This is a genomic window from Pseudomonas fluorescens group sp. PF-69, assembly GCF_054481235.1.
Window position 1 is genome coordinate 1275603 of the sequence record NZ_JBTMNC010000001.1, and the last position, 23598, is coordinate 1299200.

Consider the following 23598-nt stretch of genomic DNA (forward strand, 5'->3'; position numbering starts at 1 on the left):
ACACTGACGGGTGCCGAACATGAATCATGTGTACGGCATAACCCCCTGTGGGAGCGAGCCTGCTCGCGATGAGGCCAGTACCCACAACGCAAAAAAATCCAGACAAACAAAAACGCCCCCGGCCTTTCGACCGGGGGCGTTTTCGTTGAGCCAGGCTAAATGTTACGCCTTGGCTTTCTTGGCAGCGCGGGTACGCTCGCTTTCGTCCAGGATCTTCTTGCGAAGACGGATGGACTTAGGCGTCACTTCACACAGCTCGTCGTCCTGGATGAATTCCAGAGCCTGTTCCAGGGTGAAACGAACAGGTGGAACCAGAGCGATAGTTTCGTCTTTACCCGAAGCACGCATGTTGTCGAGCTTCTTGCCCTTGGTAGGGTTAACGCCCAGGTCGTTGTCACGGCTGTTCAGACCAACGATCTGGCCGTTGTAGATTTCCTGACCGTGTTCAACGAACAGCTTGCCACGCGCCTGCAGGGTTTCCAGGGAGTAGGTCAGCGCCTTGCCGGTTTCAACCGAAACCAGAACGCCGTTCTGACGGCCGGACATGTCGCCGGACTTCATCACGTCGTAACGGTCGAAGATCGAAGTCAGGATGCCAGCACCGTTGGTCAGGGTCAGGAACTGGTTACGGAAACCGATCAGACCGCGAGCAGGGATGTTGTATTCCAGACGTACACGGCCCTTGCCATCCGGCACCATGTTGGTCAGGTCGCCCTTACGCAGGCCCATCTCTTCCATCACCTTGCCTTGGGATTCTTCCGGCAGGTCGATGGTCACGTTTTCGTACGGTTCGTGCTTCACGCCGTCAACCAGACGGATGATCACTTCCGGACGACCTACAGCCATTTCGAAGCCTTCGCGACGCATGGTTTCGATCAGTACCGAGAGGTGCAGCTCACCACGGCCGGAAACCTTGAACTTGTCAGCCGAGTCGCCTTCTTCAACGCGCAGTGCAACGTTGTACAGCAGCTCTTTGTCCAGACGTTCCTTGATGTTACGGGAAGTCACGAACTTGCCTTCTTTACCGCAGAAAGGCGAGTCGTTTACCTGGAAGGTCATGGAAACGGTTGGCTCGTCAACGGTCAGAGGCTTCATCGCTTCCGGGGTGTCGAGCTGGCACAGGGTGTCGGAGATGAACAACTCGTCCATACCGCTGATGCACACGATGTCGCCGGCAGCGGCTTCTTCAACGTCGACACGGTGCAGACCGTGGTGACCCATCAGCTTCAGGATACGACCGTTACGCTTCTTGCCGTCGGCGCTGATCGCCACGACCGGAGTGTTCGGCTTGACGCGACCACGAGCGATACGGCCAACACCGATAACACCCAGGAAGCTGTTGTAGTCCAGTGCGGAGATTTGCATCTGGAACGGACCGTCACGGTCAACGGCCGGCGCAGGTACGTTGTCGACGATCGACTGGTACAGCGGGGTCATGTCTTCAGCCATTTCGTTGTGGTCCAGACCGGCAATACCGTTCAGGGCCGAGGCGTAGACGACTTTGAAGTCCAGCTGTTCTTCGGTGGCACCCAGGTTGTCGAACAGGTCGAAGATCTGGTCCAGAACCCAGTCCGGACGCGCGCCTGGACGGTCAACCTTGTTGATGCACACGATTGGACGCAGGCCGGCTTCGAAAGCCTTCTTGGTCACGAAACGGGTTTGCGGCATAGGGCCGTCTTGAGCGTCAACCAGCAGCAGAACGGAGTCGACCATCGACATTACGCGTTCAACTTCGCCGCCGAAGTCGGCGTGGCCCGGGGTGTCCACGATGTTGATGTGGTAGCCGTTCCAGTTGATGGCGGTGTTTTTCGCCAGAATGGTAATACCGCGCTCTTTTTCCTGGTCGTTGGAGTCCATCACGCGCTCGTCGTTGAGCTCGTTGCGCTCCAGGGTGCCGGATTGACGCAGGAGTTTGTCTACCAGGGTGGTTTTACCATGGTCAACGTGGGCAATGATGGCGATGTTGCGTAGATTTTCGATCACTTGTGTATCTCGATCAGAGGATTCGGTGTGCTGACAGGTCGTGGCAGCGATTAACAGTAGCGTCCGTGAAAGCCGTTACAGCTTGACGGCGGCGTCGGGGGGCCGGTGACGCAAGCCACAGGCAAACAGCCCCGGGCACTTAGCTCGGTCGATAAACGCGCACATTGGCATGCCCCTCACTGAGCAAATGGTGGGCATGCAGGCGACTCATCACGCCTTTGTCGCAATACAACAGGTACTGGCGAGTAGGGTCCAGTTCCTTGAAACGAGCGTTCAGAGCATAAAACGGCATCGTTTGTACCTCGATACCAGCGAGTTCCAGCGGGTCATCCTCGGCGGCATCCGGGTGGCGGATGTCGATCACGATCTGACCGGCCAGCGCTTCGCTGACTTCTTCAATCTGAACGTCCTGGCCCAATTCATCGATCACGCGATCGATCGGCACCAGCTTGGCGTTCTCGAGCGCACGCTCAAGCACCGCCATGTCGAATTCTTTCTCTTCGTGCTCCACCCGATGGCGCTTGGCCGCCGTCTTGGGATTCACCGAAATGACCCCGCAGTACTCCGGCATGTGCCGGGCGAAGTCGGCGGTACCGATTTCGTTGGCCAGGTCGATGATGTCCTGCTTGTGGCTGGCGATCAGTGGGCGCAGCACCAGTTTGTCGGTCACGCAGTCGATCACGGACAGGTTCGGCAGTGTCTGGCTCGAAACCTGGGAAATCGCTTCACCGGTAACCAATGCGTCAATGTGCAGGCGATCGGCGATTTGGGACGCAGCGCGCAACATCATACGCTTCAATACTACGCCCATATGACTGTTATCGACTTTACCGAGAATTTCTCCCAGCACTTCCTCGAACGGCACACTGACAAATAACACGCGTTGGGAGCTGCCGTACTTCTTCCAGATGAAATGCGCGACTTCCATAACGCCCAGTTCATGGGCCCTGCCGCCCAGGTTGAAGAAGCAGAAATGGGCCATCAGGCCACGGCGCATGATCTGGTAGGCGGCGACTGTGGAGTCGAAACCGCCGGACATCAAGACCAGCGTCTGCTCCAGCGCGCCCAGCGGATAACCGCCGATGCCGTTGTGCTGGCTGTGGATCACGAACAACCGTTGGTCGCGAACTTCGATGCGGACTTCGATTTCCGGCTTTTTCAGGTCGATCCCGGCGGCACCGCACTGACGGCGCAACTGGCTGCCGACATATTTCTCGATATCGATCGAGCTGAATGGGTGCTTGCCGGCGCGCTTGCAGCGCACCGAGAAAATCTTCCCGGCCAGTGCATCACCGGAGTGCTGCTTGCACTTTTCGACGATGTCGTCGAAATCGCCCAGCGGGTATTCGTCGATCTGCAGGAAGTGCGCGATGCCCGGCATGCAGCTCAGGCGCTCGCCCATCTCCTTCAGGGCCTTGGGGTCGCTGACACGGGTTTCCAGCTCGAGGTTGTCCCACACACCGTTCACCACCACAGCCGGGTCCAGATCGCGGAGCACGGCACGGATGTTCTTGGCCAATTGGCGGATGAAACGCATCCGTACCGGGCGGCTCTTGATGGTGATCTCGGGAAAGACTTTTACGATTAGTTTCATGAAAACAGCGCGCGCTGGGCCAGCCGAAAAAGGGGGGCGCGGATTATAGCGGAAATTGCTCAAGGTTTAACCAGTTAATGTGCAGAAGGTTTTGCACGCACCAAAACAGGTCATTTCCAGGCTTGAGCGCCACATTAAGGGGCGCTAATTGAAGCTTTTATAGGCCTCGCACCTCTATAAGCGTGAAATTGGGGCAAAAAACCCATGCTGGGGCACTGGCATGCAATTTGCTCCCTTGTGAGGCAGGTTGCCTTGGCAGAGTATTCGCGCCGGCATCACAAACATTTAAGGGCATCCACTACCAGCCCTAAGCCACCCGGAGGACACTATGTCGAAGTCGGTTCAACTCATCAAAGATCATGACGTCAAGTGGATTGATCTGCGGTTCACGGACACCAAAGGCACTCAGCACCACGTGACCATGCCGGCTCGCGACGCGCTGGATGAAGACTTCTTCGAAGTCGGCAAGATGTTCGACGGTTCTTCCATCTCTGGCTGGAAAGGCATCGAAGCCTCCGACATGATCCTGATGCCGGACGATTCCACTGCCGTTCTCGACCCGTTCACCGAAGAGCCGACCCTGATCCTGGTCTGCGACATCATCGAACCTTCGAGCATGCAAGGCTACGATCGTGACCCACGTGCGATCGCCAAGCGCGCTGAAGAGCACCTGAAAGCCACCGGTATCGGTGACACCGTGTTCGCCGGTCCAGAGCCAGAGTTCTTCATCTTCGACCAGGTCAAGTTCAAGTCCGACATTTCCGGCTCCATGTTCAAGATCTACTCCGAACAAGGTTCCTGGATGTCCGACCAGGACATCGAAGGCGGTAACAAGGGCCACCGTCCAGGCGTCAAAGGCGGCTACTTCCCGGTTCCACCGTTCGACCACGACCACGAAATCCGTACCTCCATGTGCAACGCACTGGAAGAAATGGGCCTGACCGTCGAAGTTCACCACCACGAAGTGGCAACTGCCGGCCAGAACGAAATCGGCGTCAAGTTCAACACCCTGGTGAAGAAAGCCGACGAAACCCAAACCCTGAAGTACGTCGTGCACAACGTTGCCGATGCCTACGGCCGTACCGCTACCTTCATGCCTAAGCCTCTGTACGGCGACAACGGCTCGGGTATGCACGTACACATGTCCATCTGGAAAGATGGCAAGAACACCTTCGCAGGCGAAGGCTATGCCGGCCTGTCCGATACCGCCCTGTACTTCATCGGCGGCATCATCAAGCACGGTAAGGCCCTGAACGGCTTCACCAACCCGGCTACCAACTCCTACAAGCGTCTGGTACCAGGTTTCGAAGCTCCAGTAATGCTGGCCTACTCGGCTCGCAACCGTTCCGCTTCGATCCGTATTCCATACGTGTCGAGCCCGAAAGCCCGCCGTATCGAAGCGCGCTTCCCGGATCCGGCTGCCAACCCGTACCTGGCGTTCGCCGCACTGTTGATGGCTGGCCTGGACGGCATCCAGAACAAGATCCACCCTGGCGATGCAGCTGACAAAAACCTGTACGACCTGCCGCCTGAAGAGGCGAAAGAGATCCCACAAGTTTGCGGCAGCCTGAAAGAAGCCCTGGAAGAGCTGGACAAAGGTCGTGCGTTCCTGACCAAAGGCGGCGTTTTCAGCGACGACTTCATCGACGCTTACATCGCTCTGAAAAGCGAAGAAGAAATCAAGGTTCGTACCTTCGTACACCCACTGGAATACGAGCTGTACTACAGCTGCTAATCCGGTAGCGCCTGCGCAAGCGGCGTGACAAAAAGAGGCCTTCTTCGGAAGGCCTTTTTTATGCACACGATTCAATGGCCGATGAAAATCCCTGTGGGATTTTCGACGCCTGAAACCTTGGGCTATTCATTCCGAAATGATAACGACTTGGGCCAACCCACCGCCCTGACCTATGCTGCCCCCCAATGTTTTCGATTGCGGTCAATGTCATGGGTCGTTGTTTTCTGTTCTCTCTGCTGCTGATCGCCCTGCCCGCCGCCGCGCAGATCTACAAGTACACCGACGCCGACGGCAACACGGCCTACAGCAATCAACCGCCTGATGGCGTCAAGGCTCTGCCCGTCGAACTTCCGCCTATCAATAGCGTTAAGCCCCCGCCCTCTGCGCCTCCATCCCCACAGAGACACTCCAGCGAGCAGCCCCGGAGCGCCTACGAGGTACTGGAACTCACCGGTCTTCCTACCACCGAAGCCCTGCGCGCCAACGACGGCACCTTCAACGTCAACGTGCTGATCAAGCCCCGCCTGCAAGGAACGCATCTGCTCAGACTATGGCTGGATGATCAACCGTACGGCCAGCCCGGCAACGTACCGATCCTGCAACTGGTGAATATCGATCGCGGCCAGCATCGTCTCGCCGTGCAAGTGATCGACGGCGATACGGTCATACAGCAAAGCCCAACCGTGACTTTTACCCTGCAACGGATGCATAAGCGTTGAACGCCTGGCACTGATCGCTTGCCGCCTCACGTTGGCGGAATCGGGTCTTCAGCGGCCAACCTGCCACCGAAAAGTCCGTTGGGAGCTTCTTCTCACCTCGTTCAGGTTTGCGCACTATATTGGTGCGAATGGTTGCACTCACGTCTAAATCCAACCCATTTTGGTTCGAAAGTACCCGCAAAAGCTGGCAGAGCGCCACGCAATCGAGCGTCAAGCGCCTGTTTCAGGGGTTCGACGCTTCTTTTCGGAGCCTTGGTTTGGTTTTTGCAGTTTCCTCGCATCGGCTTTTTATTCATGCGCCAAAAGAGGTCCTGAATGACCATCAGTGACGCACTACACCGCTTGCTACTCGACAACCTGACCACGGCGACCATCCTGCTCGATGCCGAATTGCGCCTTGAGTACATGAACCCGGCCGCGGAAATGCTCCTGGCCATCAGCGGCCAGCGCAGCCACGGGCAGTTCATCAGCGAGCTGTTCACCGAGTCCACCGAGGCGCTGAACTCCTTGCGCCAGGCGGTGCAGCAGGCGCATCCGTTCACCAAGCGCGAAGCCATGCTCACCGCCCTCACCGGCCAGACCCTGACGGTCGACTACGCGGTCACGCCGATCCTGAGCAATGGCGATACCCTGCTGTTGCTTGAAGTCCATCCCCGTGACCGCTTGCTGCGGATCACCAAGGAAGAAGCGCAGCTGTCGAAACAGGAAACCAGCAAGATGCTGGTGCGTGGCCTGGCGCACGAAATCAAGAATCCGCTGGGCGGGATTCGTGGCGCCGCACAATTGCTGGCTCGCGAACTGCCGGAAGAAAGCCTGCGCGACTACACCAACGTGATCATTGAAGAAGCCGATCGCCTGCGTAATCTGGTGGATCGCATGCTCGGCTCCAACAAACTGCCGTCGCTGGCCATGTGCAACATCCATGAAGTGCTGGAGCGCGTCTGTCACTTGGTCGAGGCCGAAAGTCAGGGCTGCATCACATTGGTGCGCGATTACGACCCAAGCATTCCGGACGTCCTGATCGACCGCGAGCAAATGATTCAGGCCGTGCTGAACATCGTGCGTAACGCAATGCAAGCGATCAGCAGCCAGAACGAGCTGCGCCTGGGCCGCATCACGCTGCGCACCCGTGCCATGCGCCAATTCACCATCGGCCACGTACGCCATCGTCTGGTAACCAAGATCGAAATCATCGACAACGGCCCGGGCATTCCTGCGGAACTACAGGAAACCATTTTCTTTCCCATGGTCAGCGGCCGTCCGGACGGTACCGGGCTGGGCCTGTCCATTACCCAGAACATCATCAGCCAGCACCAGGGCCTGATCGAGTGTGACAGCCACCCGGGCCACACCACTTTCTCGATCTTTCTGCCACTGGAACAAGGAGCCACATCGACATGAGCCGTAGTGAAACCGTGTGGATCGTCGATGACGACCGTTCTATCCGTTGGGTCCTGGAAAAAGCCTTGCAGCAAGAAGGCATGACCACGCAAAGCTTCGACAGCGCCGATGGCGTGATGAGCCGCCTGGCTCGCCAGCAGCCGGACGTGATCATCTCCGACATCCGCATGCCAGGCGCCAGCGGCCTGGACCTTCTGGCACGGATTCGCGAACAACACCCACGGCTGCCGGTGATCATCATGACCGCGCACTCCGATCTGGACAGCGCTGTCGCGTCCTACCAGGGCGGTGCGTTCGAATACCTGCCAAAGCCGTTCGATGTCGACGAGGCGGTGTCCCTGGTCAAGCGCGCCAACCAGCACGCCCAGGAACAGCAAGGACTCGAAGTCGCCCCGACCCTGACCCGCACCCCGGAAATCATCGGCGAAGCGCCGGCGATGCAGGAAGTGTTTCGCGCCATCGGGCGCTTGAGCCACTCCAACATCACCGTGCTGATCAATGGCGAATCGGGTACCGGTAAAGAACTGGTGGCCCACGCCCTGCACCGTCACAGTCCGCGCGCGGCGTCGCCGTTCATTGCGCTGAACATGGCGGCGATCCCCAAAGACCTGATGGAATCCGAGCTGTTCGGCCACGAGAAAGGCGCCTTCACCGGCGCGGCCAACCTGCGGCGCGGGCGTTTCGAGCAGGCGGACGGCGGCACGCTGTTCCTCGATGAAATCGGCGATATGCCGGCCGACACCCAGACTCGGCTGCTGCGGGTCTTGGCCGATGGCGAGTTCTATCGCGTCGGTGGTCACGTGCCGGTGAAGGTCGATGTGCGAATCATCGCCGCAACGCACCAGAATCTGGAAACCCTGGTGCACGCCGGGAAATTCCGTGAGGACTTGTTCCACCGCCTCAACGTGATCCGCATCCACATTCCGCGCCTGTCGGACCGTCGCGAAGACATCCCGACCCTGGCCAAGCACTTCCTCAGCCGCGCCGCGCAGGAGCTGGCCGTCGAGCCGAAGCTGCTGAAAAACGAAACCGAGGAATACCTGAAAAACCTGCCGTGGCCGGGCAACGTGCGTCAGCTGGAGAACACTTGCCGCTGGATCACCGTCATGGCGTCAGGCCGCGAAGTGCACATCGGCGACTTGCCGCCAGAGCTGCTGAGCCTGCCTCAGGATTCGGCACCGGTGACCAATTGGGAGCAGGCGCTGCGCCAATGGGCTGATCAGGCGCTGGCGCGTGGCCAGTCGAGCCTGCTCGACAGCGCGGTGCCGGCGTTCGAACGGATCATGATCGAGACCGCCCTCAAGCACACCGCCGGCCGTCGTCGCGACGCCGCCGTGTTGCTGGGCTGGGGTCGCAACACCCTGACTCGCAAGATCAAGGAGCTGGGGATGAAGGTCGATGGCGGGGATGATGATGAGGGGGATGAGGGCTGAATAGCCTTTGACTTTGCGCTGACCGTTACATCCAATCGCGGGCAAGCCCGCTCCCACAGGTTCTGCACCCATCCTGTCGGAGCGGGCTTGCCCGCGATGCTTTTTGGGGGCGCAATGCACCGACTGAATGCACCGTGAACCGCAATCGCGCACAGCATCTGATCCATCAGCCCGCCCTAAACCGCAAGAAAAACCCGTCTGCAAAAACACGAAAGCCCCGTTCTACGGAGCTTTCGTCGTTCTGATGTGCTTATTAATTACCAAATATTAAAACCTGGCACGCCCCCTGCAATAGTCCATTCAGTGATTCAGTTCACTACCCAGTTTCGGGGACCTTGGTACAGGCAGGCCGGGGATTCCCCTCTTTACACCGGGCTCACACCGCACTTGCGACGAGCCACCGTTTTGGGGTCCTTGGTACAGGCAGGCCGGGGATTCCTTCTTTACACCGGGTTCACGATGCAATGCGCGAACCCTCCCGTTTTGGGAACCTTGGTACAGGCAGGCCGGGGATTCCCCCTTTACATCGGGCTCACGACGCAAGGCGCGAACCCTCCCGTTTTGGGAACCTTGGTACAGGCAGGCCGGGGATTCCCTCTTTTATTGCTCTCGGAGATGGATCTCCAGCCGCCAGCGGTCGTCAACCTCGCTTCCAGCCCAGTCGCCCTGCAGGGGCCGGGCCGCTACCAGCGTCAGCAACAACCCCCCATCACTCAAACGCGTTCGCCAGTTCACGTCCTTGCCGTTGAGCTTGAGCTGACCCTTTTGCACCTTGCCTTCGGCTTCGAACAACAACGCGATACTGCCATCGACGATCTCGCCATGGACCTTGGGTTCATTGTTGAACCAGACCACCAGCCCGTTCTCCATCACTTCGACCTGCTGCAGTTCGCTGGGGTCGGGCGTGGTCAGGCGACCGATCATCATCCCGACCATCACCCCGACAATCGCCAGCGAAACCATCACGCGCGGGAATAGTTTCGAACGAGGGTCGGGTTGCGGCGTAGAATGCCGCTCATCTTTACCTTCGGAGCCGTGCATGTTTCACGTCATCCTCTTCCAACCGGAAATTCCGCCGAATACCGGCAACGTTATCAGGCTGTGCGCCAACAGCGGCTGCCACCTGCATTTGATCGAACCGCTGGGCTTCGAGATGGACGACAAGCGACTGCGCCGGGCCGGCCTCGACTATCACGAGTATGCCACCCTGCAACGCCACGCAGACCTCGCGAGCTGCCTGGAAAGCCTCGGCCATCCGCGAGTGTTCGCCTTCACCACCAAGGGTTCGCGGCCGTTCCACGATGCCAGCTTCGTCGAAGGCGATGCGTTCCTGTTCGGTCCGGAAAGCCGTGGCCTGCCCGCCGAAGTACTGGACGCCCTGCCCGCCGAACAACGCCTGCGCCTGCCGATGCGCGAAGGCTGCCGCAGCCTGAACCTGTCCAACACCGTAGCCGTGGCCGTGTACGAGGCTTGGCGGCAGAACGGCTTCAAGTAACCTGAGCATCTTTTTCGCCTGACAGAAACAATCGCGGGCAAGCCCGCTCCCACAGGATTGTGCAAAACCTGTGGGAGCGGGCTTGCCCGCGATTATCAGCAGCGCAGCTTATTGAACAGTTGGCGTCTCGCCAGCCGCCTGCATGCGATGCAGCTCTTGTGCGTACAGCGCGTCGAAGTTCACCGGAGCCAGCATCAGGGCCGGGAACGACCCACGGGTCACCAGGCTGTCCAGGGTTTCGCGAGCATACGGGAACAGGATGTTCGGGCAGAATGCGCCGAGGGTGTGGCTCATCGAAGCGTCGTCCAGGTTCTTGATCAGGAAGATCCCGGCCTGTTGCACTTCAGCGATGAACGCCACTTCGTCACCGTTTTTCACGGTGACCGACAGGGTCAGCACGACTTCATGGAAATCGTTTTCCAGAGCCTTTTGACGGGTATTCAGGTCCAGACCGACGCTCGGCTCCCACTGCTGGCGGAAGATCGCCGGGCTTTTCGGGGCTTCGAAGGACAGGTCACGGACATAAATGCGCTGCAAGGAGAATTGCGGTGCAGTTTCTTCTTCGTTCGCAGCAGTGTTCTGTTGGTCAGTCATCGCAGATCCTTCTTGATCCAGGGGTCTTTTAGGTTTGCTTGTTTTGAATACAGCAGTCAGGCCTTGAGCATCGCGTCGAGCTTGCCGGCGCGCTCAAGGGCGAACAAATCATCACAACCGCCAACGTGGGTGCTGCCGATCCAGATCTGTGGCACGGACGTACGTCCGGCTTTCTGAGCCATCGCGGCACGCACCTGCGGCTTGCCATCGACCTTGATCTCTTCGAAGGCCACGCCTTTGTTCTCGAGCAGGTACTTGGCTCGCGAGCAATAAGGGCAGTAATCGCTGGAATAGACGACGACGTTGCTCATATCACTTCACCAGCGGCAGGTTGTCGGCTTTCCAGCTGGAAACGCCACCGGACAACTTGGCGGCGGTGAAGCCGGATTTCATCAGCTCGCGAGCGTGAGTGCCGGCGGTCTGGCCCAGGGCGTCGACCAGAATGATGGTCTTGGCCTTGTGTTTTTCCAGCTCGCCGATGCGGGCGACCAGTTTGTCCTGGGGAATGTTCACCGCGCCCACGATGTGACCGGCGGCGAAATCCTTGCTCGGACGGATGTCGACCACCACGCCGGCGTCCTTGTTGACCAGTGCGGTCAGTTCACCGGTGCTCAGGCTACGGCCGCCGCCCTGCATTTGATAGGCCAACAGCAGGGCTGCCAGTACGACGAAGATACCGACGAGAATGTAGTGGTTAGTGGCAAATTCAATCAGGTGAGCAACCATCGAAGGAGGTTCCAGGGCGTTAAAATGTCGGCCAGTATACACAGCCACCAAGGTGGGCCAAACCCCGTCCGGCGGTGACGCCGCAGGAACTTCGCTTTAAACTGCCACTCCCTTTTCCATCACCCCTTTTTATCTCAGCCACGAGTGGATTCCATGACTACCACGCCTAAACCTTTGGTCCTGATGATTCTCGACGGCTTCGGTCACAGTGAAAGCCAGGAAGGCAATGCCATCTATGCCGCCAGGAAGCCCGTGCTCGACCGCCTGTGGGCCACCGCGCCGAATGGCCTGATCTCGGGCAGCGGCATGGACGTCGGCCTGCCGGATGGCCAGATGGGTAACTCCGAAGTCGGCCACATGAACCTCGGCGCCGGCCGCGTGGTGTACCAGGACTTCACTCGCGTGACCAAATCGATCCGCGACGGTGAGTTCTTCGAGAACCCGACCATCTGCGCCGCCGTGGACAAAGCCGTTGCCGCCGGTAAAGCCGTGCATTTCATGGGCCTGCTGTCCGATGGCGGGGTACACAGCCACCAGGATCACCTGGTCGCCATGGCTGAACTGGCCGCCAAGCGCGGTGCGGAAAAAATCTACCTGCACGCCTTCCTCGATGGCCGCGATACCCCACCGAAAAGTGCGCAATCGTCGATCGAACTGCTGGACGCCGCTTTCCAGGCGCTGGGCAAGGGCCGCATCGCCAGCCTCATCGGTCGTTATTTCGCCATGGACCGCGACAACCGCTGGGACCGCGTATCCCAGGCCTACAACCTGATTGTCGATGGCCAGGGCGAATTCAACGCCGCCACCGCCCAGGAAGGCCTGCAAGCCGCCTACGAGCGTGGCGAGAGCGACGAGTTCGTCAAGGCCACCTCCATTGGTGAACCGGTGAAAGTCGAAGACGGCGACGCCGTTGTCTTCATGAACTTCCGCGCCGACCGCGCCCGCGAGCTGACCCGGGTTTTCGTTGAAGATGACTTCAAGGAGTTCGAGCGCGCGCGCCAGCCAAAACTGGCCGGCTTCGTGATGCTGACCCAATACGCGGCCAGCATCCCCGCGCCAGCCGCCTTCGCCGCCGGCAGCCTGGAAAACGTGCTGGGCGATTACCTGGCGAAGAACGGCAAGACTCAGCTGCGCATCGCTGAAACCGAAAAATACGCCCACGTGACCTTCTTCTTTTCCGGTGGTCGCGAAGAACCGTTCCCGGGCGAAGAGCGCATCCTGATTCCGTCGCCGAAAGTCGCCACTTATGACTTGCAGCCAGAGATGAGCGCGCCGGAAGTGACCGATCGCATCGTCGATGCCATCGAACACCAGCGTTATGACGTGATCGTCGTCAATTACGCCAACGGCGACATGGTTGGCCACAGTGGCGTGTTCGAGGCGGCGGTAAAAGCCGTTGAATGCCTGGATCAGTGCGTCGGCCGTATCGTCGAAGCCCTGGAAAAAGTCGGTGGCGAAGCGCTGATCACCGCCGACCACGGCAATGTCGAGCAGATGTCCGATGAATCCACCGGCCAGGCGCACACCGCGCACACCACCGAGCCGGTGCCGTTCATTTATGTTGGCAAGCGCGACCTGAAGGTTCGCGAAGGCGGCGTGCTGGCGGATGTGGCCCCGACCATGCTGAAACTGCTGGGCCTGGAAAAACCGGCGGAAATGACCGGAACTTCCATTTTGGTGTAATCCACCCGTTCAAACCCTGCAAAACCCCGTGGGAGCGAGCCTGCTCGCGATAGCAATCTGACATCCAACACCCATGTTGAATGTACCGATGCAATCGCGAGCAGGCTCGCTCCCACATTAGTTTGTAGTGTTTTCCGGGCCAGTTATCACACAACCCCAATTGGGCGTTTTTTTTGCAGCGTGGGGCGGGCATACTAGGCCGTCCCTTTCCCTGGTGTCGCCCGCCTCTATGCTTCGCGTCCTGATAGCCCTCGCTCTGACTTGCCTGCTCCAACCGGCCTTTGCTGACGAGCGCGCGCAAACCCAACAGCAGCTGGACGCTACGCGCCAGGACATTGCCGAGCTGAAAAAACTGCTGGGCAAGTTGCAGGAAGAAAAATCCGGTATCCAGAAAGATCTGAAAGGCACCGAGACCGAAATGGGCAAGCTCGAGAAGCAGGTCGAAGCCCTGCAAAAAGAGCTGAAGAAGAGCGAATCCGAGCTGCAGCGACTCGATGCAGAGAAAAAAAAACTCCAGAGCGCGCGCACTGAACAGCAACGACTGATCGCCATCCAGGCCCGCGCGGCCTATCAGAATGGCCGTCAGGAGTATCTCAAGCTGCTGCTCAACCAGCAGAACCCCGAGAAATTCGCCCGCACCCTCACCTATTACGACTACCTGAGCCAGGCCCGCCTGGAACAGCTGAAGAACTTCAACGAAACCCTGCGCCAGCTGGCCAATGTCGAAAAGGACATCGCCTCCCAGCAAGCGCAATTGCTGGTGCAGCAAAGCAGCCTGGAAACCCAGCGCGGCGAACTCGAGAAGGTTCGCCAGGAGCGCCAGCAAGCCCTGGCCAAGCTCAATGACGACGTCAAGGCGCGCGACCAGAAACTGGCCGCCCGCGAGCAGGATCAGGCAGACCTGTCTAAAGTCCTTAAAACCATCGAGGAAACCCTGGCCCGCCAGGCTCGTGAGGCTGAAGAAGCGCGGCAAAAAGCGCTGATAGCCCAGCAGGAAGCCGAAAAAAAGCGTTTACGTGAGGCCCAGGCACAGGCAGAAGCCACCGACGACGCCCCACGCAAACCCGTTAAATCGACACCTGGCGCACTGGTCTCCAGTTCAGGCGAGACTTTTGGCGGTCCATTTGCGTCAACCCGAGGCAAACTTCCCTGGCCTGTCGACGGTCGACTGTTGGCGCGCTTCGGTGAAAGCCGTGGCGACGATGCCCGGACCAAGTGGGATGGCGTGATGATCGGCGCCTCCGCCGGCAGCGCGGTGCACGCGGTGCATGGCGGTCGCGTCGTCTTCGCCGACTGGTTGCGCGGTGCCGGGTTGCTGGTGATTCTCGACCACGGCAACGGTTTTTTGAGTCTTTACGGTCACAACCAGACGCTGCTCAAGTCTGCGGGTGACGTGGTAAAAGCCGGTGAGTCCATCTCCACTGTCGGTAACAGTGGCGGGCAGGACACACCAGCGCTGTATTTTGCTATTCGTCAGCAGGGTCACCCGAGTGACCCGGCGCAATGGTGCCGCGCGCAAGGATAAGCGTGCCGCCTAATTCAGGAGTTCGTTCGACATGCTGCATTTGTCCCGCCTTACCTCGCTGGCCCTGACGATCGCCCTGGTGATCGGCGCGCCGTTGGCGTTTGCCGCTCAACCGGCCCCGGCCGTCGCGCCTGCTGGCACCGCTGCGACCACCAAGGCGCCATTGCCTCTGGAAGAGTTGCGCACCTTTGCCGAGGTCATGGATCGGATCAAAGCCGCTTATGTCGAGCCGGTAGACGACAAGACCCTGTTGGAAAACGCCATCAAGGGCATGCTCAGCAACCTTGATCCGCACTCCGCCTATCTGGGCCCGGAAGACTTCGCCGAACTGCAGGAAAGCACCAGCGGCGAATTCGGCGGCCTGGGCATCGAAGTCGGCGCCGAAGACGGCTTCATCAAGGTGGTATCGCCCATCGATGACACCCCGGCCTCCAAGGCTGGCATCCAGGCCGGCGACTTCATCGTCAAGATCAATGGCCAGCCGACTCGCGGCCAGAGCATGACCGAAGCCGTGGACAAGATGCGCGGCAAGATCGGCCAGAAAATCACCCTGACCCTGGTTCGTGATGGCGGTACGCCGTTCGACGTGACCCTGGCCCGCGCCATCATTCAGGTGAAGAGCGTGAAGAGCCAGTTGCTGGAGTCCGGCTACGGCTATATCCGCATCACCCAGTTCCAGGTCAAGACCGGTGAAGAGGTCTCCAAGGCCCTGGCCAAGCTGCGCAAGGACAACGGCAAGAAGCTCAACGGCATCATTCTCGACCTGCGCAACAACCCCGGCGGCGTGCTGCAAGCGGCGGTGGAAGTGGTCGACCACTTCATCACCAAAGGCCTGATCGTCTACACCAAGGGACGTATCGCCAACTCCGAACTGCGCTTCTCGGCCACCGGCAAAGACGAAAGCGAAGCCGTGCCAATGGTCGTGCTGATCAACGGCGGCAGCGCCTCGGCGTCGGAAATCGTCGCCGGTGCCCTGCAGGATCAGAAACGCGCCGTTCTGATGGGCACCACCAGTTTCGGCAAAGGCTCGGTCCAAACCGTGCTGCCGCTGAACAACGACCGCGCGCTGAAGATCACCACGGCGCTGTACTACACGCCGAACGGCCGCTCGATCCAGGCGCAGGGCATCGTGCCGGACATCGAGGTGCGCAAGGCCAAGATCACCAACGAGCAGGACGGCGAGTACTTCAAGGAAGCCGACCTGCAAGGCCACCTGGGCAATGGCAACGGCGGCGCCGACAAGCCGACCGGTTCCAGCGGCAAGGCCAAGCCGATGCCGCAGGACGATGATTACCAACTGGCCCAGGCCCTGAGCCTGCTCAAAGGGCTGAGCATTACGTCCGGCCGTTGAGGATGACGCTGCGCGTCATCCTCGTGCTGTTGTGCTGCCTGGCGGGTATTGCTCACGCGGAGCCCGCCAGGCAGAAACCTCACAAAGCCTATCTAAGCCTGATCATCGATGACCTGGGGCAGAATTTGCCCCGGGATCGTCGCGTGCTCGCGCTGCCCGGCCCGGTGACCACGGCGATCATGCCCGACACGCCCCACGCCAGCGAATTCGCTCGCGAGGCCCATCGCGCCGGCAAAATCGTCATCCTGCACATGCCCATGGACCCGGCCACCGGTCCGTTCGCCTGGCACCCCGACTTGCCCATCGAAGAACTTGAGAAACGCCTCGACGCCGCATTCAAAGCCGTGCCCTTCACCGCCGGAATCAACAACCACATGGGCAGTCGCATGACCGCTCAGCAACCAGCGATGGCGTGGTTGATGGCGGACTTGCAGGGTCGACACAAATTCTTCGTTGATAGCCGCACCAGCGCGCAGACCGTGGCGGCTGCCGAAGCGCAGAAAATCGGCCTGGCGAGTGTTTCTCGGGATGTGTTCCTGGACGACGAACGCACCGAGGCGGCGATCCTCACGCAGCTCCAGACGGCGATCAGCCTGGCGCAAAAACAGGGTTCGGCGGTGATGATCGGGCATCCGTATCCGCAGACGCTGGCGGTCCTGGAGCGCGAGCTGCCCAAGCTCAAGGCTCAGGGCATCAACTGGATCGATATCAAGCAGATGATCAGTGTGCGCAGCAATCGGGCGACGGCGGCCCATGGAAAGGACGGGGTGTATCGCTAGTTAGCGGCAGCACACACCCCCACAGGGGAATGCAAAGAACTCCGCAGAGCGGCTTTAGAGATACCGCGCCATGATCTCTTCCACCTTGCCTTCCTTGCGCAGTTGATCCAGCGCCGCCTGAAGCCTGGCCACCATCTCGTCCGGCACATCCTTGTTCAACGCCAGGTACAACTCGGCGCTGTTGAACCGCAATACGGTCTTGAGCCCGTTTACGCCTTCCTGACGCGCCAGGTAGCGCCCGGCCGGATCACCCGTTGCCCACAGATCGATCTGGCCGTTGACCAGCTTGCTGGCGTTATCCTGATCGCGCAGCACCACGATGGGATTGAGCCCCTGCTTGGCCAGTGTCTCGGCGATCGCGTCGCCTTTGTAGGCGCCAATCTTGTATTTACGGGCGTCATCCAGGGTTTCGAGGGTGATTTTGCTGTCAGCTTTGGCCAACATGATCCAGTCGTCCGGACCGATAGGGCCAACCCATTTGAAGAGCTTTTCGCGGTCGGGCAGCCGTGCCATGACGAACACGCCGTAGCCGGGCTTTTCCAGGGTGAGTTTGTAGATTCGTTCCCATGGGAAACGTAGCGTCAGGCTGTAGGTAATCTCGGCGCGCTTGAAAATTTCGCGGACGATATCGGTGGCGATGCCATTGATGTTTTCGTCCTGCGCGAAGTTCTTGCCATTCTTCGCCATGTTGTACGGTGGGAAGTTTTCCGTCAGCAACACTATGTCGGTGGCGGGATTGTCTGCCGCCCGCACTCCACTGATGAACAACAGGCAAGCGCTGGCGAGGACAAGAAGAAGGCGTTTAAACATTGTCTGGCTACCGAAATCCATGGCGTACCCAAGAGTGCCTTGAGCCCGCCATGATGTCCACTGGCCTGCATCGGTTTGTTTAACGCATCACAATTCCGCGATGGGCCATATAAGCCTTGGCTTCCTGCACGGTGTATTCGCCGAAGTGGAAGATACTCGCCGCCAACACCGCGCTGGCGTGGCCTTCGAGGATACCGTCGGCCAGGTGTTGCAGATTGCCGACGCCACCGGAGGCGATCACCGGAATGCCCAGCGCATCGCTGATGGCGCGGGTGACGCCCAGGTCGAAACCGTTCTTCATGCCGTCCTGGTCCATGCTGGTCAGCAGGATCTCGCCGGCCCCCAGGCCTTCCATTTTCTTTGCCCACTCAACCGCGTCGAGGCCGGTCGGCTTGCGCCCGCCGTGGGTGAAGATTTCCCAGCGCGGGGTTTCGCCCGGGCCGGAAACCTTCTTCGCGTCGATCGCGACCACGATGCATTGCGAACCGAAATGCTGCGCCGCCTCGCCAACGAACTCGGGGTTGAACACCGCAGCAGTGTTGATCGAAACCTTGTCTGCACCGGCATTGAGCAGGTTGCGAATGTCTTGCACGGTGCGCACGCCACCGCCCACGGTCAGCGGGATGAACACCTGGCTGGCCATGCGCTCGACGGTATGCAGCGTGGTGTCACGACCATCGACGCTGGCAGTGATGTCGAGAAAGGTGATCTCGTCCGCGCCCTGCTCGTCGTAGCGACGGGCGATTTCCACCGGGTCACCGGCATCGCGGATGTTTTCGAATTTCACACCCTTGACCACCCGGCCGTTGTCCACGTCCAGGCAAGGGATGATGCGTTTGGCCAGCGCCATGGTCAGTCCTCAGCCTTTGTACGAATCGCAGAAAGCTTGCGCTTCAGCGACGTCGAGAGTGCCTTCGTAGATCGCCCGGCCGGTGATGGCGCCGATGATGCCTGGCGCCTTGGCGTCGAGCAGCGTCTTGATGTCGCCCAGGTTGTGGATGCCACCGGACGCGATCACCGGGATCCTGGTGGCAGCGGCCAGCGCGGCGGTGAACGGTACGTTGCAGCCCTGCATCATGCCGTCTTTGGCGATGTCGGTATAAACGATGGCGGACACGCCGTCGGCTTCAAACTGCCTGGCCAGGTCGATGACCTGAATGGTGCTGATTTCAGCCCAGCCGTCGGTGGCGACGAAACCATCCTTGGCGTCCAGGCCGACGATTACCTTGCCGGGGAACGCGCGGCAGGCTTCGGCAACGAATGCCGGATCTTTCACGGCCTTGGTGCCGATGATCACGTAGCTCACGCCCGCTTTCACGTAGTGCTCGATGGTTTCCAGGGAACGGATACCGCCGCCGATCTGGATCGGCAGGTTCGGGTAGCGCTTGGCAATCGCGGTTACCACTTCGCCATTGACCGGCTGGCCTTCGAAGGCGCCGTTCAGGTCGACCAGATGCAGACGACGGCAGCCGCCCTCCACCCACTTGGCAGCCATGCTCACCGGGTCATCGGAGAACACCGTGGAATCTTCCATGCGGCCCTGGCGCAGACGAACGCAGGCACCGTCTTTAAGATCGATAGCGGGAATAATCAGCATCTGGCAAACCTTCAAATTTGAATGTTCAGCTTGGCTCGGAAATCAGTTTTTCTCGAGCGCCCACAGGTCGCTTTCGATGCTTTCGAACCTCTCTTTGAGGTGCGTCTGCACATCGAAAATCGCCCTGTTGTAATAGTGCGGAGCAATTTCACGGGTAAACAGCTCAAGAATCTCAGCCGCCTCGAATGTGCCGAGGTCGAGTTCGAAGCGGTCTTCCATGAACCGCTTGATCTTGCTGTTGGCCTCGTTCTCCTGCTCAGGGGTGAGCGTGAGGATCGGCGGCCTGGATTTCTTGACAGCCATTTACCAGCGACCGTCCCACGCCGCGAAGTTCTGCAGCAACTGCAGGCCATGGGTATGGCTCTTCTCCGGGTGGAACTGCACGGCGAAACGCGAGCCATCGGCCAGCGCCGCGGCGAAATCGACACCATAGTGACCGCCACCGACCACCTGCCGCGGGTTGGCGGCGGCGATGTAGTAGCTGTGTACGAAGTAGAAGCGCGCCAGGTCCGGAATGTCGTGCCACAGCGGGTGACTCACCTTCTGCTTCACTTCGTTCCAGCCCATGTGCGGGACTTTCAGGTGTTCGCCGTCTTCGACGAGATCCTTGCCAAAGAACTTCACCTGGCCCGGGAACAGGCCGATGCAATCGACGCCGTCGTTCTCTTCGCTGCTGTCGAGCAAGGCTTGCATGCCGACACAGATGCCGAGGAACGGACGGTCCTGGCTGACTTCACGCACCAGCGAGTCGAAGCCCAGGCGACGGATCTCCGCCATGCAATCGCGGATCGCGCCGACGCCGGGGAAAACCACCCGGTCGGCTTCGCGAATCACATTCGCATCGCTGGTGATCAGGACCTTGCCGGCACCGACGTGCTCGAGGGCCTTGGCCACCGAGTGCAGGTTGCCCATGCCGTAATCGATAACCGCGACTGTCTGCATTACAGGACGCCCTTGGTCGATGGCATTTGCCCGGCCATGCGATCATCGAGTTCGACGGCCATGCGCAGGGCGCGGCCGAAAGCCTTGAACACGGTTTCGATCTGGTGGTGGGTGTTGTGGCCACGCAGGTTGTCGATGTGCAGGGTGACGTTGGCGTGGTTGACGAAGCCCTGGAAGAATTCCTGGAACAGGTCAACGTCGAAGCCGCCGACAGTCGCGCGGGTATACGGAACATGCATCTGCAGGCCGGGACGGCCGGAGAAGTCGATCACCACGCGCGACAGCGCTTCATCGAGCGGCACGTAGGCGTGACCGTAGCGACGGATGCCTTTCTTGTCGCCGATGGCTTTGGTGAATGCCTGACCCAGGGTGATACCGACATCTTCCACCGTGTGGTGGTCATCGATATGCAGGTCGCCTTTACTGACGATATCCAGGTCGATCAGCCCGTGACGGGCGATCTGGTCGAGCATGTGCTCAAGAAAAGGGACACCGATCTCAAATCGGGCCTTTCCGGTGCCATCCAGGTTGATCGAGGCTTTGATCTGGGTTTCCAGAGTGTCGCGCTCGACAGACGCCTTACGTTCGGCCATCACCAGCTCCGCAAAATCATTGGGCGAAAAAGGCAACCATTATAGGGGCGTGGGCCGGAAACAGAAACACGGGAGGTGATATCGCTGACGGAGTGAATCCGGGGGTGTCGGCGATGTACATGTCCATACAAGCCATTTTAGAGCCACATAAAACCAATGTGGGAGCGAGCCCGCTCGCGAAGAGGCCCTCACATTCAACATTTCTGTCGACTGTCAGGCCGCATTCGCGAGCAGGCTCGCTCCCACAAGGGCAATACGCTGACTTAGTGGAACAACACCGCCGTTTTTTGCAGGGTCACCCAAACACCCCACGCCAACGGAATACCCACTACCAGCCACGCCGCCACCGCCAACGGCTTGGAGCCCGCATCAGCTTTCCATTCCAGCACGGTGCTGCTGTCAGCGCCCTTATCGTGACCCAGCGCCTGTTCGGCGGCCAGCTCGGCGTCGGTCATGAAGTACTTGTCGGCCACCGGGCGCACCAGCAGGTTGCACAGGAAGCCCAGCACCAGCAGGCCGGCGAGGATGTACAAGGTGATGTCGTAGGCAGCCGCACGCTCAACGCCGATGCTCAGCTGATACTCGCGCAGGTAGTTCACCAACACCGGACCCAACACACCCGCCGCCGCCCACGCGGTCAGCAAGCGACCGTGAATCGCACCGACCATTTGCGTACCGAACAGGTCAGCCAGATAAGCCGGCACCGTCGCAAAGCCACCGCCGTACATCGACAGAATGATGCAGAACGCCGCCACGAACAGAGCGATGTTGCCCAAATGACCGAGGTTCGGGATCAGCGCATACAGGGCAAAACCCAGGGCGAAGAACACGAAGTAGGTGTTTTTGCGCCCCAGATAATCCGAGAACGAAGCCCAGAAGAAGCGGCCACCGATGTTGAACAGGCTCAGCAGACCGGTGAAGCCTGCGGCGATCGCGGCGATCGAAGCCAGTTGCGCAGCGTCCAGCTGACCAAACGTCAGCCCATTGCCCAGCAACTTGCCGGCGAACACTTCCTGCAACAGAGGCGAAGCCATGCCCAGGATGCCGATACCGGCGGACACGTTCAGGCACAGCACCAGCCACACCAGACGGAATTGCGGGGTCTTCCACGCCACATTCACGTGGACGTGGCGATGCGTGATCATCGCATTCGAAGCTTTCTTCACCGGCGCAGTCCAGCCTTCAGGCTTCCAGCCAGTAGGCGGCACGCGGTAAGACAAGGCGCCACCGATCATGAACACGAAATAGATCGCAGCCATCACCAGGAAGCTCTGCCACACGCCCACGCTGGTGGGCGAGGCGAAATGCCCCATCAACGCCGCAGCCAATGGTGCACCGACCATCGCGCCACCGCCGAAGCCCATGATCGCCATGCCGGTGGCCATGCCACGCTTGTCCGGGAACCATTTGATCAGGGTCGACACCGGCGAGATGTAACCCAGGCCCAGGCCGATACCACCAATCACGCCGGAGCCGATCCACATCAGCCAGATCTGGTGCGTGTACACACCCAGCGCCGAAATCAGCAGACCGCCACACCAGCACAGTGCCGACACAACGCCAGCCTTGCGTGGCCCGGCATGTTCCAGCCAGCCACCCCAGATCGCTGCCGAGCAACCCAGGAAGATGAAGAACAGGGTGTAGATCCAGCCGAGCATCGAGATCGGCCAGTCGCATTGCGAAGAAAAGACTTGAGCGATGAAGCTCATGTCCGGCGCGCAAGCCACCGGAGCGGTGATCCCCAGCGCCTTGGACAGTGGCAGCCAGAACACCGAGAAGCCGTAAGCCATGCCGATGCACAAGTGGATGGCCAGCGCGGCCGGTGGTACCAGCCAACGGTTGAAACCGGGCTTGGCGATGATGCGCTCCTTGGACAGGAACGCGGGCTGATCGGCTTTCAAGCCGTCCGCCGTTATGCTCGTGGTCATTGTGTATCCCCCAATTATTAGTATGGTGCGTCAGTCACTCCTCACCCTCAGCCTTGATTGCACGCAGGCACGACCGTTTTTTTCAGGCTAAAGCTGCATTTTGCTGCGACAACTCGCCGCAGAAGGACCGACGAACGGACGAAGGTTACCATTTGCACGTGACAGTAAAACCAAACTGACATCATGTTTTGTACGTTATCCGATCTCTTCTCCTGTGGGAGCTACCTGACGGCCCGAGCCGCCGGCATCTCCGACAGGGAGCAATCCGTTTACAACTGACAGGAAACGATATGCCGATCATTGTCGAGCCGCTGAACGAAGCCACCTACCAGGATCAGCAAGACCTGCAGAAAATTTACCGCGATGCCCCGGACTGGCTGCTCACACCGTTTGCCACAGATACACAGCTGATTGAACGCTGCCTGCGGGAAGGCTCGCTGATTGCAGGACGCTTCAATGACCGACTGTTGGGCGCTGCCCGCCTGCAACGGCACCCTGACGTTTGGTATTTGTCTCAATTGTGCGTACGAAAAATCACCCGTCGTCGTGGGGTCGCAGAACGCCTGGTGTGTGAAGCGCAGAAAATGGCTGCGCAATCGGGCGCCTCATTGCGTCTTCTGGCCCCCGCCGGACATCTGGAAGCCCAAGCACTGGCTGCCAAGTTGCACGTACCGCTGGATGCTCTGGCGGAATGATCGCTGACCGGTCGT

At 59.6% G+C, this 23598-nt stretch carries 23 protein-coding genes; 10 read left to right on the plus strand and 13 right to left on the minus strand.

Features of this window, described 5'->3' with window-relative positions; genetic code table 11:
- Positions 1–162: 162 nt before the first annotated feature.
- Positions 163–1983: a translational GTPase TypA gene (gene typA / locus ACX3YF_RS05740; protein WP_090465730.1), complete on the minus strand. Its 1821-nt coding sequence runs from the start codon at positions 1981–1983 to the stop codon at positions 163–165.
- Positions 1984–2122: 139 nt separating this feature from the next.
- Complete coding sequence (gene thiI, locus ACX3YF_RS05745; RefSeq protein ID WP_458973521.1) at positions 2123–3577, minus strand: tRNA uracil 4-sulfurtransferase ThiI; 1455 nt, start codon at positions 3575–3577, stop codon at positions 2123–2125.
- A 328-nt stretch (positions 3578–3905) separates the two neighbouring features.
- On the opposite strand from thiI, the gene glnA reads away from it, so the two are divergent.
- The 4 genes from glnA to ntrC all read left to right on the plus strand — a co-directional run bounded on the left by glnA (position 3906) and on the right by ntrC (position 8865).
- Positions 3906–5312, plus strand: coding sequence for a type I glutamate--ammonia ligase (gene glnA, locus ACX3YF_RS05750; protein WP_056852215.1), 1407 nt, complete (start codon positions 3906–3908; stop codon positions 5310–5312).
- Between the two features lie 209 nt (positions 5313–5521).
- On the plus strand, positions 5522–6031 hold the full coding sequence (locus ACX3YF_RS05755; protein WP_130207375.1) for a DUF4124 domain-containing protein: 510 nt from the start codon (positions 5522–5524) through the stop codon (positions 6029–6031).
- 315 nt (positions 6032–6346) lie between these two features.
- Entirely contained in the window at positions 6347–7432 is a 1086-nt protein-coding gene (gene glnL, locus ACX3YF_RS05760; RefSeq protein ID WP_047536351.1) for a nitrogen regulation protein NR(II), read from the plus strand.
- Positions 7429–8865 (plus strand): nitrogen regulation protein NR(I), encoded by a 1437-nt coding sequence (gene ntrC / locus ACX3YF_RS05765; RefSeq protein ID WP_047536349.1) that lies wholly within the window; start codon positions 7429–7431, stop codon positions 8863–8865. The genes glnL and ntrC overlap by 4 nt, the downstream gene beginning before the upstream one ends.
- A gap of 600 nt (positions 8866–9465) precedes the next feature.
- Here the strand turns inward: ntrC and ACX3YF_RS05770 are convergent.
- Positions 9466–9906, minus strand: coding sequence for a hypothetical protein (locus ACX3YF_RS05770; protein ID WP_458973522.1), 441 nt, complete (start codon positions 9904–9906; stop codon positions 9466–9468).
- Between ACX3YF_RS05770 and trmL the strand changes: the two genes are divergently transcribed.
- A complete protein-coding gene (gene trmL, locus ACX3YF_RS05775) occupies positions 9905–10360 on the plus strand; it encodes a tRNA (uridine(34)/cytosine(34)/5-carboxymethylaminomethyluridine(34)-2'-O)-methyltransferase TrmL (protein WP_130207381.1) in 456 nt (151 codons plus the stop codon). The genes ACX3YF_RS05770 and trmL overlap by 2 nt on opposite strands.
- A gap of 108 nt (positions 10361–10468) precedes the next feature.
- Here the strand turns inward: trmL and secB are convergent, their stop codons facing one another.
- Genes secB through ACX3YF_RS05790 form a run of 3 tightly spaced genes read right to left on the minus strand, consistent with a single transcriptional unit; the run spans position 10469 to position 11680 of the window.
- A complete protein-coding gene (gene secB / locus ACX3YF_RS05780) occupies positions 10469–10954 on the minus strand; it encodes a protein-export chaperone SecB (protein WP_090328053.1) in 486 nt (161 codons plus the stop codon).
- 56 nt (positions 10955–11010) lie between these two features.
- A complete protein-coding gene (grxC, locus tag ACX3YF_RS05785) occupies positions 11011–11265 on the minus strand; it encodes a glutaredoxin 3 (protein ID WP_008149430.1) in 255 nt (84 codons plus the stop codon).
- Between the two features lies 1 nt (position 11266).
- Positions 11267–11680 carry a rhodanese-like domain-containing protein gene (locus tag ACX3YF_RS05790; RefSeq protein WP_454837675.1) on the minus strand — a complete coding sequence of 138 codons (414 nt, stop codon included), beginning with the start codon at positions 11678–11680 and terminating at the stop codon, positions 11267–11269.
- A gap of 153 nt (positions 11681–11833) precedes the next feature.
- Between ACX3YF_RS05790 and gpmI the strand changes: the two genes are divergently transcribed.
- The 4 genes from gpmI (at position 11834) to ACX3YF_RS05810 (ending at position 17018) form a co-directional block, all read left to right on the plus strand.
- Positions 11834–13363, plus strand: coding sequence for a 2,3-bisphosphoglycerate-independent phosphoglycerate mutase (gene gpmI / locus ACX3YF_RS05795; RefSeq protein WP_130207383.1), 1530 nt, complete (start codon positions 11834–11836; stop codon positions 13361–13363).
- Positions 13364–13592: 229 nt separating this feature from the next.
- Entirely contained in the window at positions 13593–14888 is a 1296-nt protein-coding gene (locus tag ACX3YF_RS05800) for a murein hydrolase activator EnvC family protein (protein ID WP_458973523.1), read from the plus strand.
- A gap of 31 nt (positions 14889–14919) precedes the next feature.
- Positions 14920–16239 carry a S41 family peptidase gene (locus ACX3YF_RS05805; protein WP_288100902.1) on the plus strand — a complete coding sequence of 440 codons (1320 nt, stop codon included), beginning with the start codon at positions 14920–14922 and terminating at the stop codon, positions 16237–16239.
- A 2-nt stretch (positions 16240–16241) separates the two neighbouring features.
- Positions 16242–17018 (plus strand): divergent polysaccharide deacetylase family protein, encoded by a 777-nt coding sequence (locus ACX3YF_RS05810; RefSeq protein WP_458973524.1) that lies wholly within the window; start codon positions 16242–16244, stop codon positions 17016–17018.
- Between the two features lie 54 nt (positions 17019–17072).
- On the opposite strand, the gene ACX3YF_RS05815 is transcribed toward ACX3YF_RS05810, so the two are convergent.
- From ACX3YF_RS05815 to ACX3YF_RS05845, 7 genes are all read right to left on the minus strand, one after another.
- A complete protein-coding gene (locus ACX3YF_RS05815; protein WP_198132547.1) occupies positions 17073–17828 on the minus strand; it encodes a substrate-binding periplasmic protein in 756 nt (251 codons plus the stop codon).
- Positions 17829–17907: 79 nt separating this feature from the next.
- A complete protein-coding gene (gene hisF / locus ACX3YF_RS05820; protein ID WP_007897430.1) occupies positions 17908–18678 on the minus strand; it encodes an imidazole glycerol phosphate synthase subunit HisF in 771 nt (256 codons plus the stop codon).
- Between the two features lie 9 nt (positions 18679–18687).
- Positions 18688–19425: a 1-(5-phosphoribosyl)-5-[(5-phosphoribosylamino)methylideneamino]imidazole-4-carboxamide isomerase gene (hisA, locus tag ACX3YF_RS05825; protein ID WP_130207393.1), complete on the minus strand. Its 738-nt coding sequence runs from the start codon at positions 19423–19425 to the stop codon at positions 18688–18690.
- Between the two features lie 42 nt (positions 19426–19467).
- Entirely contained in the window at positions 19468–19728 is a 261-nt protein-coding gene (locus ACX3YF_RS05830; RefSeq protein WP_090328034.1) for a DUF2164 domain-containing protein, read from the minus strand.
- A complete protein-coding gene (gene hisH, locus ACX3YF_RS05835) occupies positions 19729–20367 on the minus strand; it encodes an imidazole glycerol phosphate synthase subunit HisH (protein WP_458973525.1) in 639 nt (212 codons plus the stop codon).
- Positions 20367–20960: an imidazoleglycerol-phosphate dehydratase HisB gene (hisB, locus tag ACX3YF_RS05840; protein ID WP_047536319.1), complete on the minus strand. Its 594-nt coding sequence runs from the start codon at positions 20958–20960 to the stop codon at positions 20367–20369. The genes hisH and hisB overlap by 1 nt, the downstream gene beginning before the upstream one ends.
- 263 nt (positions 20961–21223) lie before the next feature.
- Positions 21224–22888: an OFA family MFS transporter gene (locus ACX3YF_RS05845; RefSeq protein WP_130207397.1), complete on the minus strand. Its 1665-nt coding sequence runs from the start codon at positions 22886–22888 to the stop codon at positions 21224–21226.
- A 290-nt stretch (positions 22889–23178) separates the two neighbouring features.
- Here ACX3YF_RS05845 and ACX3YF_RS05850 point away from each other — a divergent pair, with 290 nt between their 5' ends.
- The gene (locus ACX3YF_RS05850; protein ID WP_130207399.1) at positions 23179–23583 is read left to right on the plus strand and encodes an acetyl-CoA sensor PanZ family protein; all 405 of its coding nucleotides are present in this window, start codon (positions 23179–23181) and stop codon (positions 23581–23583) included.
- Positions 23584–23598: the final 15 nt, after the last annotated feature.

What these genes read in the sequence shown, in the direction of transcription:
- thiI (WP_458973521.1), bottom strand. Translation starts at nt 3,577, where the DNA reads ATGAAACTAATCGTAAAAGTCTTTCCCGAGATCACCATCAAGAGCCGC.
- glnA (WP_056852215.1), top strand. Translation starts at nt 3,906, where the DNA reads ATGTCGAAGTCGGTTCAACTCATCAAAGATCATGACGTCAAGTGGATT.
- ACX3YF_RS05755 (WP_130207375.1), top strand. Translation starts at nt 5,522, where the DNA reads ATGGGTCGTTGTTTTCTGTTCTCTCTGCTGCTGATCGCCCTGCCCGCC.
- glnL (WP_047536351.1), top strand. Translation starts at nt 6,347, where the DNA reads ATGACCATCAGTGACGCACTACACCGCTTGCTACTCGACAACCTGACC.
- ntrC (WP_047536349.1), top strand. Translation starts at nt 7,429, where the DNA reads ATGAGCCGTAGTGAAACCGTGTGGATCGTCGATGACGACCGTTCTATC.
- trmL (WP_130207381.1), top strand. Translation starts at nt 9,905, where the DNA reads ATGTTTCACGTCATCCTCTTCCAACCGGAAATTCCGCCGAATACCGGC.
- ACX3YF_RS05770 (WP_458973522.1), bottom strand. Translation starts at nt 9,906, where the DNA reads ATGCACGGCTCCGAAGGTAAAGATGAGCGGCATTCTACGCCGCAACCC.
- secB (WP_090328053.1), bottom strand. Translation starts at nt 10,954, where the DNA reads ATGACTGACCAACAGAACACTGCTGCGAACGAAGAAGAAACTGCACCG.
- grxC (WP_008149430.1), bottom strand. Translation starts at nt 11,265, where the DNA reads ATGAGCAACGTCGTCGTCTATTCCAGCGATTACTGCCCTTATTGCTCG.
- ACX3YF_RS05790 (WP_454837675.1), bottom strand. Translation starts at nt 11,680, where the DNA reads ATGGTTGCTCACCTGATTGAATTTGCCACTAACCACTACATTCTCGTC.
- gpmI (WP_130207383.1), top strand. Translation starts at nt 11,834, where the DNA reads ATGACTACCACGCCTAAACCTTTGGTCCTGATGATTCTCGACGGCTTC.
- ACX3YF_RS05800 (WP_458973523.1), top strand. Translation starts at nt 13,593, where the DNA reads ATGCTTCGCGTCCTGATAGCCCTCGCTCTGACTTGCCTGCTCCAACCG.
- ACX3YF_RS05805 (WP_288100902.1), top strand. Translation starts at nt 14,920, where the DNA reads ATGCTGCATTTGTCCCGCCTTACCTCGCTGGCCCTGACGATCGCCCTG.
- ACX3YF_RS05810 (WP_458973524.1), top strand. Translation starts at nt 16,242, where the DNA reads ATGACGCTGCGCGTCATCCTCGTGCTGTTGTGCTGCCTGGCGGGTATT.
- ACX3YF_RS05815 (WP_198132547.1), bottom strand. Translation starts at nt 17,828, where the DNA reads ATGTTTAAACGCCTTCTTCTTGTCCTCGCCAGCGCTTGCCTGTTGTTC.
- hisF (WP_007897430.1), bottom strand. Translation starts at nt 18,678, where the DNA reads ATGGCGCTGGCCAAACGCATCATCCCTTGCCTGGACGTGGACAACGGC.
- hisA (WP_130207393.1), bottom strand. Translation starts at nt 19,425, where the DNA reads ATGCTGATTATTCCCGCTATCGATCTTAAAGACGGTGCCTGCGTTCGT.
- ACX3YF_RS05830 (WP_090328034.1), bottom strand. Translation starts at nt 19,728, where the DNA reads ATGGCTGTCAAGAAATCCAGGCCGCCGATCCTCACGCTCACCCCTGAG.
- hisH (WP_458973525.1), bottom strand. Translation starts at nt 20,367, where the DNA reads ATGCAGACAGTCGCGGTTATCGATTACGGCATGGGCAACCTGCACTCG.
- hisB (WP_047536319.1), bottom strand. Translation starts at nt 20,960, where the DNA reads ATGGCCGAACGTAAGGCGTCTGTCGAGCGCGACACTCTGGAAACCCAG.
- ACX3YF_RS05845 (WP_130207397.1), bottom strand. Translation starts at nt 22,888, where the DNA reads ATGACCACGAGCATAACGGCGGACGGCTTGAAAGCCGATCAGCCCGCG.
- ACX3YF_RS05850 (WP_130207399.1), top strand. Translation starts at nt 23,179, where the DNA reads ATGCCGATCATTGTCGAGCCGCTGAACGAAGCCACCTACCAGGATCAG.